Source organism: Phyllobacterium sp. SYP-B3895, assembly GCF_009647635.1.
In the GTDB taxonomy this organism is placed as follows: Bacteria; Pseudomonadota; Alphaproteobacteria; order Rhizobiales; family Rhizobiaceae; genus Phyllobacterium; species Phyllobacterium pellucidum.
The window spans coordinates 62,212-80,455 of sequence record NZ_WJIG01000002.1 but is presented as its reverse complement, the minus strand read 5'-3'; the positions used below and the strand labels follow the sequence as shown (position 1 = coordinate 80,455).

Here is an 18,244-nt window from a genome sequence, read left to right as displayed (position 1 = left end):
GGTCCTCGAAGGTTCCAGGCGGCCTGCTGCGGCCTGCTCCCGGTTCCCAACTTCTTGGAATGAACCCACCCAATGATGCATCGTGCCGAAGATGGTCGAGCAAGCCCACATTATCGCGGCCTCCGTTCCGGGCCGGATCCTTTAGTTGTTTGCAAATCTCAGTACCACTCTGACCGTACCAAAGAAACTCCACGGGAGCGAGTTGCCAAGGAATGCCTGCACGCGGTGGCGCGGGAGCAGGGTCGTTCGGCTGAGTGGACGTCATATGGCATGCCGAACAGGCTATTTCTTCGGCTCCAATCCGGCTCAGGCCCGCATGAATGTTCATGCCATGAATTCGAGACTTCGTTTCACCGGCTGGAGTCCAAATCGGAATGCCGCGAATATCCACATGGCAATTGGCGCAGCGCGGATGGGTAACGACCGCTTCGATCCTTTTCCATGCCTCTAGACCGGCCGTCCTGCTGACGCTCCCCGGGGGAAGTACGTCTTTCGAACCTTCGCCCTTTGCGTAAACCATCACTGTAAGAGGTGTTACCGTGCAAACTGCGAGGGTAATGGCAATCAGAATTCTTGTCATATCCGCCCTCACTCAAACGAAATCGATGAACTTGTTGAAGGGCATTTCGCGGATGCGCTTGCCTGTCGCAGCGAATATGGCATTTGCGAGTGCGGGTGCTGCAGGTGGTACCGGCGGCTCACCAATGCCTCTGACCGTGTAATCGTTTTCCAGGCCACGAACCTCGATCACCGGACACTGATACATGCGCATGGCCTCGTGGTGGTTGTAGTTGGTCTGTTGGACAGCCCCCTTGCTATAGGTGAGCTCGCAGTTCATTGCATGACCAAGGCCCCAGATGACACCGCCTTGGACAAGATTCTCAAAATTGATGGGATCAATTACCTTACCGACGTCAGCCGCAACCCAGACCTTGTCGATTTTGATGCCCGACTCTGTCATAGTCACTTCAACGATCTCAGCCACCGCTGTGCCAAACGACTCGACAAACGCCACACCACGGCCTTTTCCGTTCCCGAGTGGTCCCTGCCAGTCGGCCATTTCTCCGACGGTTTCCAGAAGCTTTCGGTAGATCGGGATCTTGCAAAACTGGATGCGCGCCAAGAGCGGATCAAGCCGTGCAGCGTGGATGAGTTCGTCAAGGAAACTCTCGGTAAAGAAGCCGTTCGCCGAAGCCCCGACCGACCGCCAAGTGGTGGAAGGGGATAGTCCCTTTACCTCGAAGCTCGTCGCACGATAATTTGGAATATCGTAGTATACATTCCATATGCCAACCGCCAGTTGAGCATCAGGGTCTTTGGGCGGCGAGCCCATCCTTCCAAGCAATTCTTTGAATGGAGGGGTTGCTGCAACCTGAACGTCAGCGGCGATTATCTTGCCGTCATGGACACTACCCCTATATCTCCCCATCGCAATCTGGCGCGGAATATCCTGCCGGAAATCCTCCTCACGCGAGAAGACGAGCTTTACAGGAGTTCCGCGTAGCTGGTTCGCGATCTCGGCGAGCACTCTGATGTTTTCGAATTCAAGACGGTGTCCGAAGCTTCCACCTGACCACTCGTTATGAAAGGTGATCTGCTCGGGCTTCATGTCGATCGCTTTTGCTGCAATATATTGCACTGACTGCGGAGTTTGATGACCAGCCCAGATTTCCATTCCGCTGTCGGTAACGATGCCTATACCGTTAAGTGGTTCCAGTGGTTGATGTCCGACATATGGGGCGCGATATTCTGCCTCCACGAGCGTGCCCTCTTTCAATCCAGCGTCTATATCGCCATCATTGCGCCACTCTTTGCCGAGGAATTCCGCAGTAAAGGAAGAGCCCACGATATTCCAGTGCTCAGCTTGCTCGGCGGGGTATTTGGACGGCTCCCATAGGCAATCGACAAGCTCGGCCGCCTTCATGGCATACCAGCTGTTTGTCGCGATCACGGCAATGCCGTTCGAGATCTTGATTATCTTCTGGACGCCCGGCATCGATTGAGCTTTGCTTGCGTCATACGACTTTATGGGCTGACCCTTGTTGGGGTTCAGTTTGACGGCTGCGTAAACCATTCCGTCGATCTCGCGATCGATGCCAAATTTCAATTCGCCGGTAACTTTGGAGCGTATATCAAGCCGTTCCATAGGCTTGCCAATCAGTCGCCATTGTGACGGGTCACGAAGCTTGACGTCCATCACCGGAGGAATGTTTGCCGCGTCTGTAGACAGCTCGATGTAGGAGATTTTCTTTCCATCCGGAAGGATCACGTTGCCAGCCTCGGTGCGTAATTCGGCAACGGCGAATCCGCTTCGCTTGGCTGCGGCCGCTTTCAGCGTTTCTCGCGCAACTGCGCCTGCTGCGCGCAGTTTTTCGTAGGTATCTGGTATGGTACTGGAGCCCCCTGTCATCTGCAGGCCCGACTGCCTCAACCATTCCAGAGCAGCCGCTCGTGCCTTCTCTGCTTCCGGGCTTTGGTCAGGCGCCATGAATGGAGCAAGTTCATGAGCGAATCCGGTATTAAAATAGGCGGGGCTAGGTGCGGCAAAACGAATCTCAAACTGACCCGGCTCGAGGTCTAACTCCTCCGCGATCATGAGCGGTTGGATAGAACCGACGCCTTGGCCGATGTCCGCATGCTGGGCAATGAGCGTAATTCTTTGCGGACTGATCTCCACCCACGGATTGAATGTGACCGAATCCGGCCCGAGACCTGATGCCAACGGATTTTTGGCAGTAGGGGCAGAAGGCGCCTGTTGGGCCCGACCATACGAACCGAAAGCGACACCGCCGGCGACAGCTGCAGAGCCGAAAACGAAGGCTCGGCGGGAAAGACCTGGTATCTCGCCCATATCATCTGCCTCCTATCTTTTCGGCGGCTGCATGGATGGCGACGCGAATACGCTCATAGGTGCCACATCTGCAGAGGTTGCCCGACATGACTTCATTGATATCCTCATCTGATGGATTGGGAATCATCTCCAGGAGCGAGATCGCTTGGATAATCTGGCCGGTCTGACAGTAGCCGCACTGGGGTACCTGATGTTCGATCCAGGCCTCCTGCACCGGGTGAAGCTTGCCATTGCCGACGGCTTCGATCGTGGTAATCGCCTTGCCTGCGACGTCACCCATGCGCGCTTGGCATGAGCGCACGGCTATTCCGTCAATCTGTATCGTGCAGGCGCCGCACTGGGCTATTCCACAACCGTACTTCTGACTTGTGATGCCAAGCTCGTCGCGCAAAACCCAGAGCAATGGCATCTCGGGAACCACGTCGACTTGGTGCCTAACGCCATTTACCGTGATATCAAACATCGCAAGCCTTTCCAAATTTGCCAGGACTCAGCTATTGCATGCAACCGTACCCGCGGCTTCCGAAGCTGCAAAGGACAGTTGACCAGAATTTACTTCTTTTAACCGGCGGTTGAGCATCCCAACGGTCAGGGGTCCGTCTTCGATTGGATATTGGCCGTTCGACAGGTTTCATTGAAGGCGGAGCTCGCGCCAGGGGGCACCCAGGCATGATGTCTGGAAGCGGCGGTCGGTCGAATAGCGATGCGCTCCGCTCTCATTACCGATGTTTCGTTCAGGCGTTGCTTGAATTGAGTGCCGCGATCGCAGCCTCAGTGACCGAAATATCTTGTTCGACCGATCCGGCGCTCGCGCCCACCGCACCAATGATTTCACCGCCGATGCGCACCGGAGCGCCACCACCGAAGATAATGACCCGTCCGCCATTGCTATGCTCGATACCAAAGAGTGGCGCGCCGGGCTGCGCCAGTTCGCTGAGATAGGCGGTGGTCTTATCGAATAAACGGGCCGTCACTGCCTTGCCGATGGCGAGATCGATGCTTCCGATCAGCGCACCGTCCTGCCGGCTGAATGCAACGAGCGCCCCGCCCGCATCGACGACGGCGATATTGTAGGCAATGCCAATGCTGGCAGCTTTTGCCTCGCCTGCCTCGATTATATGCTTCGCGTCTGAAAGCGTGAGGGTGTTGAACTTGCGTGGCATCGTATGCGGCCTTTCTTTGATCGAGCTTCTCACTGAGCAGGGGTGGATGCGGCACAGTCGTTCAGGGGTCGCGTCTTCGAAGATCTAGCGTTTATTCAGATCGATGGGCACTTCGGTCGAATTAATCGAAAGCCGGTATGCTAGCGTCTATGTTGAAAGTACGACTACCACCACAGTCACCGCCTGCGTGGTAAAAAGAGGTAAAATCGAATACTGATTACTTAGTTTACCGCTATCAATGATGTCATGGTTTGGCCAGGACGGTCTACATTTACAACCAAGGGCCGACATCACCGGCCCCACGACGCGCACTCCTGCCTGTCACGTCCGACGGTTCTATACGCGAGCGGACAAAGAGGTTAAATTGTCCCCACGCCAGAGCAAACAAAGCTGAGCCTGGGGGACATCCGGTCAGATGCTGAGGCGCAGTACGAAACGGCGCGTTGATCACGGAGTCAATCGTGGGTGCATGAAACGATCCGGCAAGATAGACGGTAAGACATATTGCTTCGGCGACTATCGGTTCATTCCGGACCGGCAATTGTTGATGTTTGATGACAAACCGATGAGGGTGGGAGCCCGAGCTCTCGATCTGCTCCACTTGCTGCTCATCCATGCGGGAGAGGTCGTCACCAAGAACCAGCTGATGAGCTTCGTCTGGCCGGACACCTTCGTCCATGAAAGCAATCTGAAGGTCAACATCGCCGCATTGCGCCGTGCTCTTCAGCGAGAAGCGTCAGGACTGTCGTGCATTGCCACGGTAAGCGGGCGCGGCTATCGCTTTGTCGCCCCGCTGCGTATCTATGGAGGAGATCATTCGCCGCCGGCTTTCGATGCCCAGGCGCCAGCGAGAGAATTGTCGAACATCGCGCCGATTATAGGACGCGATCAAGTTATCGCGGCGCTCGAAGCCAAGCTTCCGACGGAAAAATTCGTGACTGTTGTCGGCCCGGCCGGAGTCGGCAAGACGACCGTCGCATTGGCCGCAGCGACACGCATTCTGAAACGTTATGGCGATGGTGTTTGCTTCGTCGATCTCGCCACCATCGGCGACCCACAGCTTGTGGACACGACGATTGCGGCTTCGCTGGGCGTCAGCGGCAAATGGACCAATGTGCTTGCCGGCATCGTCGAAACATTGCGGGATCGCGAAATGCTGCTTGTGCTCGACAATTGCGAGCATGTTCTTAGCACGGCCTGCGCCATCGCTGAGCATTTGAGGCTGGCAGCTCCCGGCGTTCACATCCTCGCGACGAGCCGGGAACCGCTCCACTCGCGGTCCGAGAGCGTCTATCGCTTGTCACCACTAGCTTATCCGGAAGAGGAAGAGATCAACAATCGAAAGGATGCCTTGGCCTTTGCTGCCGTGGAGCTCTTCGTCAGAACGGCACACGAGGCGTGTGGCTACCAATTATATGACATGGACGCGCCTGCGGTTTCGGCCATTTGCCGAAGACTCGAGGGCATTCCGCTTGCCATCGAGCTTGCGGCATCGAGGCTGGTGACTATGGATTTGGCAACCCTACTCGGTCTTCTGGAACGCAGCTTCGAGCCTCTCAATGCAGGAGCACGCGATACTTCAGCCCGCCACCAGACGCTGCTTGCGACCATGGATTGGAGCTACCAACTTCTCGCCCGGGATGAGGCCCGGCTCCTGCGGTTGCTTTCGGTTTTTTCGGCAAGCTTCTTTCTATCCGACGTCATCGGCGTCGCCGGTCGCATCGGCGGCAGGATCGAGGAGATAGCGGCGTGCATTGAAAGCCTCGCCGCGAAATCACTCCTGTCGGTCGTGTACGATGCGGGCGTGCCGCGCTATCGCCTGCTCGACAGTACTCGCAGCTTTGCGGCCGAGCGGCTAAACAAGAGTGGAGAAGCCGTCGACGCTCAATCCAGCCATGCGCGCCATCTTCTACAACTGTTCGAGCAAGCCGAGGCGGATTGGCAATGGCAACCGAGGAATGAATGGACCGCCTGCTACGAACCGCGAGCGAACGACTTGCGGAAGGCGATCGACTGGACCTTAGGCGACGGTGCCGATCCCGAGGTCGGTGTGCGTCTTACCAGCGCGGCAATCTCGCTTTGGGACGAGTTGTCGACCGTAGCGGAAAGTCGCCGGCGCGTGGAACGGGCACTGGAATCGGTTGAAGCGCTGTCTCGGTGCGACCCCGCCGTCAAAATGAAACTGATAGCGTCCTACGCCTCGGGCCTCAATTTCTCCGATCATTTAGGCCCCGAAGCCGATGCGGCGTGGATGGAGGCCAACCAATTGGCCCGCGAGATCGGCAATGTCGACTACCAGCTGCGTACATTGTGGGGACTTGGTATCCTGCAAAGCTTCACCGGACGGCACCGGCAAGCAATTGCGACTCTCAAGCAGTTCGCCCAACTCGCCGAACGGGAAAATGAACAGGCGGTGGTAGCGGAGGGCGAGCGCGTAAGGTCAACGGCCGCCTTTTACTGCGGCGACGTCCGGCTTGCGTGCGATGACCTGAAAAGGCTCTTGCGCGAGCATGCGATCACCGCGAAACGATCGGCCGTCACCCGATTCCAGATGGACCGGTTCGTGTCGATCCGGGTGGCGTTTGCGACGGCGGCCTGGGTGTGTGGCGATCGAAGCGAGGCGACGACGGCACTGCAGGAGGCGCTCGATCACAGCCTTGCGCTCGATCACTTGGTTTCGCATTCCAACGCCCTTGCACAGGCGGCGCTGCCTATCGCGCTGTGGTCCGGCGAGAGCGAAACTGCGCGCCGACATGTTGCGATGCTAGCGCGCAACCTTAGCTTGCGCGATATCGCCATCTGGCGACCCGTTTGTAAATTCTACGAGGGCGCCGTGAGGAGCATGGACGGCGAGGGCGGAGGCGTTGACATGATGCGACTTGCGATAGGCCAACTCATTTCCAACATTTTCCTCGTCCGGGTGCCTCTATATCTCGCCATGCTCGCGGAAGCCGCATTGCGTCATAAACGTATCGCGCTCGCCCGTGACAGCTTGAGCGCTGCCTTCGACCGTGCCGACCGCCAAGGCGAATACTGGTCACAGCCGGAACTGCATCGGGTGCACGGACTGGTGCAGTGGCGGGATGGCGACTTGTCGGGCGCGTCGGAAACGCTGCTGCTGGCCACAGAGACTGCAAGAGAAAGCGGTGCGCTTTTCTTCCAGCTTCGGGCCTCGACGGCTCTGGCGCAACTTTGGGCCGAAACCGATCGCCTCGTGGCGGCAGCCGATCTGCTGTCGCCCATCTGCGCCGAGTTCGATAACGTGCCGGCCTGTGCGAACATAGCGAAGGCGCGTCACCTGCTCGAGACACTTAGGCGATAGTACACAGCCCGGTCGATGGTAGGTCTTAACAGCCATTCTTGTTCGCTACTAGTGCGGGCTCGAGCACAATGGCGTTGCGGTCGGCAAGGTCGTGGATTTTCGACAGATAGTTCTTGAAATGCGGCGTCTCGTGGTGAGCCTCCACCGCTGCATTGTTGAGATAGAGCTCGTCCAGAACATATTGGTCGGCTTTCGTCTGGTCCCGCCAGATGTCCCATCGCAGATTACCCTGCTCGGCCCTGCAGTGGGGCGCCATGCTGAAGAGCAACGCCTCAAGCTCTCCCGCTTTCCCAGGTCTTGCAAGCAATGTCCCCACAATCTTGATGTGAGCCATGATCAGGATCTCCCAGTCGGCTATTTCGTACGGCCGGCAGTTTCAATGAAGGCTGCAACCTCGCGCGGATGGGAGAGCATCACGGCATGGCTGCTATCAATCTCCATGGTTGTAGCGCCGGCCCGTTTCGCGAATGCCCGCTGGAAGGTAGGCGGAATCATCGAGTCTTTGGTGGTTACCATAAAATGCGACGGCTTGGCCTTCCACGCGACCTTGGTGATTTTTGTCTGCACTGCTTCTAGCCCCCACGGCACCTGCGAGGCGGCCATGAATCGCGTGATCGAAGCATCGACATCGGCGGCGAAAGCACCCGGGAATTTTGACGGGTCCACGAGCAGGTAACCGTCGTGGGGCGGCAGCAGCGGCGCGGCCGATTCTCCCGTCGGCGGCTTCTGTTCCGCAAGCGATGCCACCGACTCCCCTGAGTCTGGCGCAAAAGCAGCGATATAAACCAGACCTCGTACCTTCGGATTGTCACCGGCCTCCGTGATGACCATTCCGCCATAGGAGTGGCCGACGAGGATCACCGGATGTCTTGCCGCGGCAATCACCTGATGCGTGGCCGCAACATCGCCATTGAGGCTGATCGTCGGGTTCTGGACGACCAGCACCTCGTATCCTTCGTTAGTCAGTATGTCGAAGACCGCTTTCCAGCCGGAGCCGTCGACGAACGCGCCATGCACAAGAACAATCGACACAGGCTTTTCGCCCGACTGCGCCAACGCGGCTGCAGGAGCGATCAAGGACAACAGGAGGACTAAAGCAATGCGCATCATAAAACCAGCTCCAGTTGATTGAGGGATGTACACGGCGAGACACTACACCCCATATGCTTCACAACGCCGGACTGGCGCGATCGAGTGCTTCGATGAGCTTTGCCGCGATCGGATGATCAGAGCGAGGATTCTGGCCCGTGATAAGTTCACGATCCACGATCACGTAGGGTTCGAAGTCTGGGCCGGTTGTCGCCTTGGCGCCAGCTAAGTCCAGGGTTTCGGGCATATAGAAATAAAGCTTGCCATGCAGGATGTTATCCTCAATGGGTTTTTCCTCGCTTCTCGAATACACCGTCATTTTGTAGCCGGCATATTGCCATCCGTTGGCAAGTTCTGCCGCCTTGACCTGGTCACCCAGGATCAGCGCCGCGCGAAATTCCTTCGCCTGAGGCATTGCGGAGATCGAGACGATCGGGCCGTGACAGAGCAAGGCGGTGGGCTTTCCGGCCGCGTGGAAATGCCGAAGGATCTCTCCCGCGTCGGGATCCTGCATCAGATCGACGACGGGTCCTTGGCCTCCTGGCGCGAACACGCCGGCATACCTATCCAGCCCCTCCTCGATCACAGATCGCAGGGTGCGGCCCGTGTTCATTGAGGGATCGTTGGCGAAGAACTCTTTGCCGCGAAGATACGCCTCCTCGTCGCCGTCGAAATGCTGGACTGCGTCCGATGCCGGGTCAATGAAAGGCTTGGCCCCAGAGGGAGTGGCAAGCAGAACTTCATAGCCTGCACCGACAAGCGCCAACATAGGCACCACTGTTTCATTTAGATATTGTCCCGTAGGCCCGGTGCCGGCTCCCTGAATTTCGATGCGTGTGGCGTTTGAGCCCATCACCAGCACTTTTCCTTTGCTCATAAACCCGCCTCCTGATGTTTCACGGCGGAGGGCGGAGTGAAGCCAGCCATCCGGACTGTAGGCATGATAGCGCGGCGCTTCCCTGCTGGCTGGTTAAAAGAGGTTAAAACCCACACGGACCCTGACGGCCAGAATTGATCCGGCGATCTAGGCGAATGCCTGGATCTTTCGGTTCGGATAGGGCCCCAGGAGAAGAATCGTTGCCGCGCCAGCCACAAGCAGCAGCGCACAGGCCTTGAGTAATCCCGAATAGGTACCCGTACTGTCGAACGCGTAGCCGAACAGGCTGGGACCTACAAAAGCGCCCACCACAAAAATTCCGTACAACGTGGCGTAGGTCGTGGCATAGCTGCGCATACCGAGATATCGGGCAACCAGATAGGCCATCAGGTCGAATTCCACCCCAGAAGTTAGGCCAAGCAATATTATAGCGATGCACGCCATGGGAAAGTCCACCTGGCCTAGCGAAAGGATAAGGCAGGAGACTGCGCCGAACGTCAATATGACCGTACCGACTGCCGGTGCCCAAAAGCGATCAACCAGAATGCCGCCCAACAGTCGGCCCACCACGGCCGCTATTCCGACGAGCGAGGCGAGTTGGACGATTTCGCTGGGCGAGAGGCTCAGCGAGCGAAGTATGTTTTCGATGTTGGGCAATGGCGCGGCGATGGCGAGTGACATCGGCACAAAAACGATCGCCAAGATCCAAAAATAGCGTGACTGGAAGGCCTCACGAGCGCTCATGCCATCCGACACCTCGTTCATCGCCAACTCGGTGCTGGCATTCTTACTTGGCAGCCTAGCAAAGCCCCAGAGGACCATTGGGCACGCGATAAATATGGGCAGTGCCCCGATCACCAAGATAGCGACACGCCATCCACCAGTTTCGATCAACAGTTGTGCCAGCGGTTTCACCACGAAGGCGAACAGGCCCGCGCCAGATAGCACGATGCCAAGGGCAAGACCTCGGCGTTCTTCGAACGCATTATTCATCGCCCGCGTGAAGACGACGGGGGTCGCTCCCAACCCGAAGATCGCGATAGCCAGCCACGACAGATAGTATTGTTCGATAGAGCCGTTCGATGCCGCGAGCGTCATGTAGCTCAGGCCCAGGCACGGTAGCGAGATCGACGCCACCAGTCGCGCACCAAACCTGTCGATCAACGTCGCGAAAAATGGACCGACGATCAGAATTGCACCGGCCAACAGCGACAGACCGCCAAAAATGATCGCGAAGGACCAGCCGAATTCTTCCACGAAGATCGGCGCAAAGACGCCGATCGTGTAGAACGGAATGGCGGGCATGCCCAAAGCCGTTCCGAGTAAGCCGGCCAGCACCAGCCGCCATCCGTACCTGAACTCGTTGAAGTCTGTTCCTTTCAACGGGCACTTCCTGTTTTTCGAAAGTTCGGCGATCGCATCGTTGGGCAAGACACTAAGCGCAATGTATCCCTGTCTGCAACCCATGCGAGGTTTGTGACAATCTCGAAAACGGCGAATATGTCGGATGAATGCGGCCAACCGTGAATGTGCTGTCCCTTTGAATGTCAGCTTTCAGGATGCGGCCGCTACCGGGTCAATGACTTGAACGGCGGCGCGAAGCGGACATTGATGAATGTCCACAAGGAAGGCGCGAATTCGCCATTTAGCAATCTAACTTCCTGTGTCCGCAATGGGGCCGACAGTGGACTTCAGCCGTGTGTTCGCTCCGGGTACTTCCACGGCGTTAGCTCGTCGATCCGGCCTGCTATGCCATTAACGAGGCGGTTGAGCGTTTCGGTCAGGTGCGCGAACTGATCAACGGCATTGAGCTTGTAAGTTTCTCTCGGCGAGGCGATGGCAACCAATTCCCCGCCCCTGCGTCGTACCTAGCCGAGAGAATATTCTTCCAGTTGCTGCCAGTCTAACACAGTGGTAAGAAAATACCGCAAACCGAGATGTTACCGTGTCCGGTGTAAAGGGAAGATCGGGGCGCTTGAGCATATTGGCGAAGGCTTCACCGGCGCTAACGCCATTGCGCATATCGTTGATGAAGCCGGTAATGCCGGATTTGATGCCCTCGGCGAAGGCTTGGTTCAGCTCGGCATAGGCGTCCGCTGCCTTTTTCTGCTTGGTGGCAAGATCACCGGTAGAGTCCTTGAGTTTGTCGGCGGCAAGCCCGGCGCGCGCCATGGCGGTTGCCTGCGCGTCGATCTGGCTGCGCAGCCTGTCGTCGATGGTAAGTCCCTGTTCCTTGGCTGGGTCGTAGAGTTTCTGCGCCTCCGCCTGCTTGGCGATCGCCAACGCCTTCTGGTCGGCGGTCAGCGTCCAGTCGGCGTTGATCTGGTTTTCTTCGCGCTGCTGGTCGAGCCGCTTCTGGTTGGTGGCGTATAGCTCGTCGAAGGCCTTCTTTTCCTCGCGCGCCTTGACGGTGCGATCCCCGCCCTGCGGCGGCGCAAACGCCTGCGACGCTGACTTCAGCTGGTCGGCTGGCACGGAAATGCCCTCGGTGGCACGACGGATAAGTACCTGTCCGGCGTTTACCCATGACTTGCGCACCTCGTCCGCCGAGTTGCCGGAAAGCATTTCAAGTTCCTGTCTGCCGCCACGAAACCGGACTTGTCCGGTGGCAAAACCGACGTGCCCGCCCGTCTGACCCACTGCGCGACCGCGCGATTGGACGAGCACGTCGCCGCGCGCTACCTCCTGCGGATTGACCCTGATTCCCCAGTTGCTGAAGCTCGTCGCAACGTTGGAGCCGCTGCCCCTGACACCCATCTGCGCCAGCGACGAATTGACGAAGCCCGCGCACCATGCGGTGGCAGCCGCGTTGAGATCGACGCCCCCGGCCTTCAGGAACGCGTTGATCTTGCCGCTGTCGATCTTCTCGTTTTTGCCAAGCAGATTTTCTGCCGCATCGACCGCTGCCGCCATTTGCGCTGCTGCGGTCTTGGCGAAAGCTTCCTTCTGCGTCTTGGTAAAGGCCGTTGTATCGGCGCTGACCGTGAATCGTGGTCAGGCACGATCATAGGTAAAGGACGTCAAGAGCGTCGTCACGAAATTGCTGGCCCGTTCCTTGACCAACATCTCGGTCCACTCGTTGGTGCCGCGGAGTCTCAAATCCGTGTAGATGCTGTCCACCGCAGCTTCTTCGATCCGCTTGATATGCGTGTTAAATGATGCTTCGCCGCCGGCATGATACATGTCTCTGATGATCATGCGCAGGATTTCCTGGATCGCAATCTGCCAGGACGTGTTGATTGCCTGCAGCTCGTTTGTGTTCGGTGCCATGGTTGGTTCCTAAGGAATGAGTAAGTTCGGGCATGACTGTATCATACCCTGATTCCACGGACCCATCCCAACGGAGGGTGGGTACCTGAACGTTAAGCCTGCCGGGCCTTGCGGGCGGCATAACGTCTGTCGCGTTCGGCCTTGCGAGCGGCCTCATCTTGAACAACCCGTGATATCCGGGCATTCTCGGCCGACTGTCGCGCCGCGATCTCGGCCGCGGCTACTGCCTCGATGGCCGCCTGTTCTTGAGCCGCAAGGGTCTCGAGCCGGGTTCGCTCCTCATGCTTAACTCGTTCCCGTTCCGCACGGCGCGCTTCACGAGCTTCGACAAGGGAGACGCGCTCGGCCTGTCTGGCGGCTTGTGACGGCTCGTCCGCCGTCTTTGCAGCTCGGTAGGCTGTGAGAAGAGATGCCTTGGCCTCCGCAGCAGCAGAGCGTCGGTCGGTGAGTTCGTTATTTCTGGCGTGTCTCAAATTTTTATCCTGATTTCGTACTTGGGATGATCAGCCGGCCTTGGATCGCTTGGCAAGCAGGGCCGATGTTGCAGACATCCGATCGGCTTGCTCCTTAGCGAGCCGCGCTTCGCGCAGCCTGACAGTTTTGGCATCGCGCGCCTGAGCCACGGATTGGAGCTCTTCCGCCGCATTGTTCTTGGCGAAAAACTCCGTCTGAAGACTGCCGAAGGCGGTCTCGGCCTGCTGGCAAGATTTACTATATGTCTCCGTCATTAAATTTCCTTGATCTGGGCTGTGAGGCCAAAACGAAAAAGGCTAGGCGAACTGCCTAGCCTCAAAGTGATAATTGCTTCCGGCGATGCCAGTACATCCGTGGTCAAAGGGAAGCAGATACCAATTAAGCGGACTGCAGGTTGCAGGCCGACATCTTGCCCGACTTCATGTCGCGCTCGAGATCATAGCCAATCTTCTGGCCTTCGACGATTTCGCGCATTCCGGCGCGCTCGACGGCAGAGATGTGAACGAACGCGTCAGCGCCGCCGTTGTCAGGCTGGATAAAGCCGAAGCCCTTGGTGGAATTAAACCATTTTACTGTGCCAGTGGTCATGATGAACCCTTTCAAAGCATAGAGTTGAGAAACCGCGAAGCTAATGCCACGCAGACGAAAACCGACTATTTTTGAAAGGGAAGTTCGCTTAAAGCGCGGTGCCAATCGCGCGGTAGACAAAGCTCGGCAAGCAAAAGATCGATTACCCGGATATACGGCAGAGGAGCGGGTTCGTCAACGTTTAGTTTTCGAAGATCGCGTTATTCGTTTTTTGATTGTGTGCTTTCGGCCGCGATTTCTACAGTGCTGTAATGCTCGGCTGTCAGCCGGGTAACTGCGCATCGAGGATGCGTTCGATCGTCGGTACGGACCTTCGGCGAAGTTCGTTGGAAAACGTCGACATAGAGACGAGCTTTCCTATCGACGGCTTGACGCTGCCAAACCGCAGCTGCTCGATTGGCGCTGCGCTCGCCTCGGAAACCCAGCCGCCGACAAAGGTGCCGGGAACGCGATAGGGAACACTGACCGGCCTTCCGACACCACCGATGTCGAAGCCGCTCGACAGCAGCCGCGCGAACAGCGACGGCGCGCTACCGGCGAGCAGAAAATCTACGCCGTCCTCCACCGTGAGTTCCGTAGCCCAACCAGCAACGTCGGTGCGCGCCGGGTTGGACGTCGCCTTGACGAGATCGGGATAGCAATGCTTGACGGCGAGGTCAGGCCTCTCCGAGCTGACGAAATTCAAAACCCCGGCGCGAACCACGTTGCGCCTGCCTCCCGGCTGCGCCGTCTCACGCCGATGCAGCGCGCGGTTGTTGGATATCTGCAGTTTCTGCAAGGCCTCGATGCGCTGCGACAGATCGCGGAAATGCGCGCGGAAACCGTCCTCAAATTGCGAAAGCAGAACGTCGTCCATAAAAAAACCTCCTCGGAGAAGGCCGGGAGGTTGCGCTTTTTGCACTGGCCCACCGGACGGCACTTATCAACGGTTGGACGCAGCATAGCAGGAGAGTTGTTTCAGGGGCGATACAACGAAACGGCAAGGATAACGGCGATGACCAGCCGGTTAAAACCGGCCCTGCAGGCGGCATTTCGGCGCGAAATCGCGGCGGCGAAAAATTTCCGTATGCCCGCAAGTTCGCGCGCGACCGCCTAGCCGCTCGTTGAGAGCCTTCGAGAGCTTTTACTCTACCCCCCGCCATTCGGTCGCGTCCCGCCCTTTTGGAACGACTCTGCCTCGAATGCATTTCAGAGCGCCAGAGCGCGCGCCTTTGCGAGGCCGGCAGGAGCCTTGAAAGCCCATGACGCAACAACCTTCGGTGCAGCAGCTGGTTCTGCTTGTAGAAGACGAATCGATTCTGCTGATGGCAAACGAAGAGACGCTCAGGGCCGAGGGTTTCGATGTTGTCGCTTGCGTCAATGGCGGCCAGGAGGTGGCCGAGCTGGAGCGAGATGCAACCCGATTTTGCGCACTGGTGACCGACGTTCAGCTTGGCAGCGATCCCAATGGCTGGGAGGTCGGGCGGCGGGCGCGTGAGCTGGCGCCGGCAATACCGGTGATTTACGTCACGGGCGATAGCGCCGCTGCGTGGAGCGCAAACGGTGTGCCGGAGAGCATCCTCATCGCCAAGCCGTTTGTGCCTGCGCAGCTCGTAACCGCGCTCGCGACGCTGCTTAACCAACCCAACCTTGATCAGCCTGGTCCGAGCGGGGCGTGACGGGCCGCACCGTCCTGGGGAGCAAGAACCTCGAAACGCAGGCACAATCGACGCCAACAGTAGTGCGGGGGTACACAGGGGCACTGGCGAAACAAAGGGTATACGCCACCAGAGTATATTGAACTAGCTGCACGGTTATGGGCGGCATTGACCTTGATCCGGCTTCGACGGCCTTGCCAATCTCCGCTAGTATTGCTTTCGAAGTTTCACAAGGTCGGCAGCGATGCTTAGCAACTTCATGCGCTCGCCATAGAGCTGCTCCGCCGCATTCAGGCCCCATATACCCACCTGCCCAGTAGTACGAAGAGCGTGGTCAAGCGGCACTCCATCTCCGTGTAAATAGACCGTATCGAGGTGCAAATCGCCGTCTACACGCCGTATTGTGGATGACATGGAGAAGCCATGTTCGTTCGGATGAGCGCCGAAATCGATCAATCGCTCGTAAAGTGTCTCATATGACGCCGCAAGCTTCGTGTCCACCGAGGTGATACATTTGAGGATTTTCGCTGCCGTAAATTCGGAACGCACAGCCTTCCGCGCGTCCTCATTGTCGTGCCGTGACATCCATCGCTTCCAGCGCTCGGTGTCGGGACCAATGTACAGTGCATAGGAGGAGTGCTCGAGGCAAAGGCGGAGAAGAGCCTGCGCTTCGTAAAGCTGTCCGGCCATAACCGCTCCCGTTGCTGACCGGTATGCGGAGTGCGCGCGAAGAAAAAAGGTCATCGGAATGAACGGCTTTGGGTTTTTCGCGCCGTCGAGCAGCAGCTTGTACATGCCATCGATTAAGATCAGGTCCGAGATCACTGCACGCTTGCCGACGAAAGTTGCGAATTGATTATCGCGATAGTTGTCCAGATACTTGGTCAGGCTGTCATTGCCCCATCCGGGCGGCGATTGCTTCGTCATGAAGGCTCCGTGAAGAATCAAATAATATTTTGAAACAATGACATCATATTACCATGGCACTAAGGTTGTCGCGGTGGTTGCGGAGCTCCGGTGAAGTGCTGGCGCTATGCGGGCGCGCCGGGCTTATCCGCTATCGTTTTCCATTCATGATTTCCACGAGAAGATCGTCCCATGTGCGCTGGGGCGCAGCTTCAAGCCGCTTACGCAACTGGTGCTCAATATCGTCCGGTATGGCTGTTTCGTCCGCGCCATCCCTGACCACAGCGTCAATGGCCTTCTGCATCCGGGCAATCATCGCTGCCCGCTTGGCCGCGATGGTCAACGTTTCCTTGTCGGGAATAATCTTGCCGATCCCGTTCTCGATCAGCTTGCGTTCGACATGTGCAATGAACTGCGGTGACGTCATCGCGTTCAATTCGACGCGCTGCCTGCGCCGCAACAGGAATTCAATTTCTGCGTCAGAAGCCCCGTATTTGCGCAAGGTCGCTGCCACGGCGGCAAGATCGGTCTTCTCAGGAAAGAACACGTCCTCCGCCTCAAGCTCTTCGGCATCCTCCAGCCGCAGGCCGATATCGATGACACGAAAGCCGCGCTGGAACTGGTAGCGGGTGGTGTCATGCTCCATTGTGCCGCCAATCGTAAAACCGGAAACATCGAAATCGTGCATCACGAGCAGCGGAATATCGTATTTGGAGCACAGGTTTTCGGCCAGCGAGCGCGCGGCGGTCACGCTCATGCCCTTGGTTGACATGATTCCTATATCGAAGCGCTCGGCTATTTTCGCCGCCTCGAAATGCGGCTCGAACCCTTCCTTCTCGATGAACAGGATCGCGCCATAGCGGTTCTTCGGTCCCACTGTCGGGAATTCGGTGTCGATGGCGATGAGCGGCAGTCCGGTCGGCTGCAAATGGTGCTCGACCTTTTCGAGATACTTGCGGACCTGCAATGTGCCGAGCGGCACGGTCAACCCGGTATGCGGCTCGTTGAAGTTGCCGCGCGCGTCGTAGATGACATCCCAATCGACGCCGTACGTCTTGATATATTCGGGAAGCAATGTTTGTGCGAAATAGCCATAGTCGAATTTATCCTTGTCCGTCATTGCCAGTATGGCCGGACGTGCTGCGTAGAAAATCTGTCGCGCCGACGCCGGAAGCTTCCCATCACCGGAAGCCTTACCCCACGCCTCCGGCAGAATTTGCCACACCGCGTCCTTAATCGTGACACGCCGCACCTTGCGAAGCATCGCATTGCGGCGGTTCATCCTTGCTGAGGCATCGCGTTCTTCGGCCTTGCGCTGCTTGGCCCACTTTTTGGTGACACCTTGAATAGCATCGAGGATAGCTTTCCCGCGCATCACCGCACCTTTACTGAAGATTTGCCGCGATCAAGATATTCAACGCGCGGACAGGAGACATGCAGCAATACGATCACCGGCTCGTTGCGCCGGACATATTGGCGGTCAAGAATGCCGTCGAGGCTCTGGCCATAACCGCCGATGACGCGGAACGGGTGTCCGGCAACGCTTGGTGACCAGTTGATTCCGGTGATTATGCTACGCCGCGCATTCTCGACATCAAACCAGCCGAATGCCGTCTCGACGATGAAGGGCACGTTCTCATCGTCATAACCCTCGACCTTGCGATAGTCGAAAGACGCCATTTCGCAGCCACACTCGATGAACCGCTTCTCGAAATGCGCGCGGCCAATCACACCAAGGATCGCAGGTTTGATCGCCTTCGATTGCAACTTCATGTGGTGCAGAAGCAGGCGCGCCCGGTCGCGGTCGATGGCGTTGTCCTTTACGAGGCCGGACAGGGTGGCGCGTTCAAGACGGGCGCTGCCCAATACCAGCTTCTGCTTGGCGCTGCCGGACAGACCGCGAAACTCGGCGACAAACTCGCGCAGCGGTCTGTCGCGGCCATTGTCGGCATCATGCGCGATGTAGGCGGATAGAAGCCGCATGAAGCGTTCGTCGCTATACCAGTGCGGGGACGTCGGGTCAGAAGGCGTCCATTTGCGCCAGTTGGTATCGGTGGCCGTGTAGGA

The 18,244-nt window shown here is 57.7% G+C and carries 18 protein-coding genes; 2 read left to right on the top strand and 16 right to left on the bottom strand.

Annotated elements, in window-relative coordinates:
- Positions 1-592 precede the first annotated feature (592 nt).
- From GF108_RS06885 to GF108_RS06875, 3 genes are all read right to left on the bottom strand, one after another.
- Positions 593-2,851 carry a xanthine dehydrogenase family protein molybdopterin-binding subunit gene (locus GF108_RS06885; protein WP_153667403.1) on the bottom strand — a complete coding sequence of 753 codons (2,259 nt, stop codon included), beginning with the start codon at positions 2,849-2,851 and terminating at the stop codon, positions 593-595.
- Position 2,852: 1 nt separating this feature from the next.
- Entirely contained in the window at positions 2,853-3,314 is a 462-nt protein-coding gene (locus GF108_RS06880) for a (2Fe-2S)-binding protein (protein ID WP_153667402.1), read from the bottom strand.
- A gap of 271 nt (positions 3,315-3,585) precedes the next feature.
- Entirely contained in the window at positions 3,586-4,014 is a 429-nt protein-coding gene (locus tag GF108_RS06875; protein WP_091922333.1) for a heme-binding protein, read from the bottom strand.
- Positions 4,015-4,483: 469 nt separating this feature from the next.
- On the opposite strand from GF108_RS06875, the gene GF108_RS06870 reads away from it, so the two are divergent.
- Entirely contained in the window at positions 4,484-7,336 is a 2,853-nt protein-coding gene (locus GF108_RS06870) for a winged helix-turn-helix domain-containing protein (RefSeq protein WP_172982583.1), read from the top strand.
- 25 nt (positions 7,337-7,361) lie between these two features.
- Here GF108_RS06870 and GF108_RS06865 read toward each other — a convergent pair whose 3' ends face one another.
- The 10 genes from GF108_RS06865 to GF108_RS06820 form a co-directional block, all read right to left on the bottom strand.
- Positions 7,362-7,670 (bottom strand): putative quinol monooxygenase, encoded by a 309-nt coding sequence (locus tag GF108_RS06865; protein ID WP_081815769.1) that lies wholly within the window; start codon positions 7,668-7,670, stop codon positions 7,362-7,364.
- Positions 7,671-7,690: 20 nt separating this feature from the next.
- Positions 7,691-8,443: an alpha/beta fold hydrolase gene (locus tag GF108_RS06860; RefSeq protein WP_153668195.1), complete on the bottom strand. Its 753-nt coding sequence runs from the start codon at positions 8,441-8,443 to the stop codon at positions 7,691-7,693.
- Between the two features lie 61 nt (positions 8,444-8,504).
- Positions 8,505-9,302, bottom strand: coding sequence for a type 1 glutamine amidotransferase domain-containing protein (locus GF108_RS06855; RefSeq protein WP_153667400.1), 798 nt, complete (start codon positions 9,300-9,302; stop codon positions 8,505-8,507).
- Between the two features lie 147 nt (positions 9,303-9,449).
- Complete coding sequence (locus GF108_RS06850) at positions 9,450-10,685, bottom strand: MFS transporter (RefSeq protein ID WP_172982582.1); 1,236 nt, start codon at positions 10,683-10,685, stop codon at positions 9,450-9,452.
- Positions 10,686-11,099: 414 nt separating this feature from the next.
- On the bottom strand, positions 11,100-12,215 hold the full coding sequence (locus GF108_RS06845; protein WP_153667398.1) for a hypothetical protein: 1,116 nt from the start codon (positions 12,213-12,215) through the stop codon (positions 11,100-11,102).
- An 81-nt stretch (positions 12,216-12,296) separates the two neighbouring features.
- Entirely contained in the window at positions 12,297-12,572 is a 276-nt protein-coding gene (locus GF108_RS06840) for a hypothetical protein (RefSeq protein WP_153667397.1), read from the bottom strand.
- 92 nt (positions 12,573-12,664) lie between these two features.
- Entirely contained in the window at positions 12,665-13,045 is a 381-nt protein-coding gene (locus tag GF108_RS06835; RefSeq protein WP_153667396.1) for a DUF6481 family protein, read from the bottom strand.
- Between the two features lie 30 nt (positions 13,046-13,075).
- Entirely contained in the window at positions 13,076-13,300 is a 225-nt protein-coding gene (locus GF108_RS06830; protein ID WP_153667395.1) for a hypothetical protein, read from the bottom strand.
- 124 nt (positions 13,301-13,424) lie between these two features.
- Positions 13,425-13,634 carry a cold-shock protein gene (locus tag GF108_RS06825; RefSeq protein WP_003567907.1) on the bottom strand — a complete coding sequence of 70 codons (210 nt, stop codon included), beginning with the start codon at positions 13,632-13,634 and terminating at the stop codon, positions 13,425-13,427.
- Positions 13,635-13,896: 262 nt separating this feature from the next.
- Positions 13,897-14,490: a hypothetical protein gene (locus tag GF108_RS06820; RefSeq protein ID WP_153667394.1), complete on the bottom strand. Its 594-nt coding sequence runs from the start codon at positions 14,488-14,490 to the stop codon at positions 13,897-13,899.
- A 385-nt stretch (positions 14,491-14,875) separates the two neighbouring features.
- Here GF108_RS06820 and GF108_RS06815 point away from each other — a divergent pair, with 385 nt between their 5' ends.
- Positions 14,876-15,292 (top strand): response regulator, encoded by a 417-nt coding sequence (locus tag GF108_RS06815; protein WP_153667393.1) that lies wholly within the window; start codon positions 14,876-14,878, stop codon positions 15,290-15,292.
- A gap of 186 nt (positions 15,293-15,478) precedes the next feature.
- Here the strand turns inward: GF108_RS06815 and GF108_RS06810 are convergent, their stop codons facing one another.
- From GF108_RS06810 to GF108_RS06800, 3 genes are all read right to left on the bottom strand, one after another.
- On the bottom strand, positions 15,479-16,198 hold the full coding sequence (locus tag GF108_RS06810) for a hypothetical protein (RefSeq protein ID WP_153667392.1): 720 nt from the start codon (positions 16,196-16,198) through the stop codon (positions 15,479-15,481).
- Between the two features lie 130 nt (positions 16,199-16,328).
- Positions 16,329-17,552 (bottom strand): hypothetical protein, encoded by a 1,224-nt coding sequence (locus tag GF108_RS06805; RefSeq protein WP_153667391.1) that lies wholly within the window; start codon positions 17,550-17,552, stop codon positions 16,329-16,331.
- Positions 17,552-18,160 (bottom strand): hypothetical protein, encoded by a 609-nt coding sequence (locus GF108_RS06800; protein WP_153667390.1) that lies wholly within the window; start codon positions 18,158-18,160, stop codon positions 17,552-17,554. Before GF108_RS06800 ends, GF108_RS06805 begins: the two co-directional genes overlap by 1 nt.
- Positions 18,161-18,244: the final 84 nt, after the last annotated feature.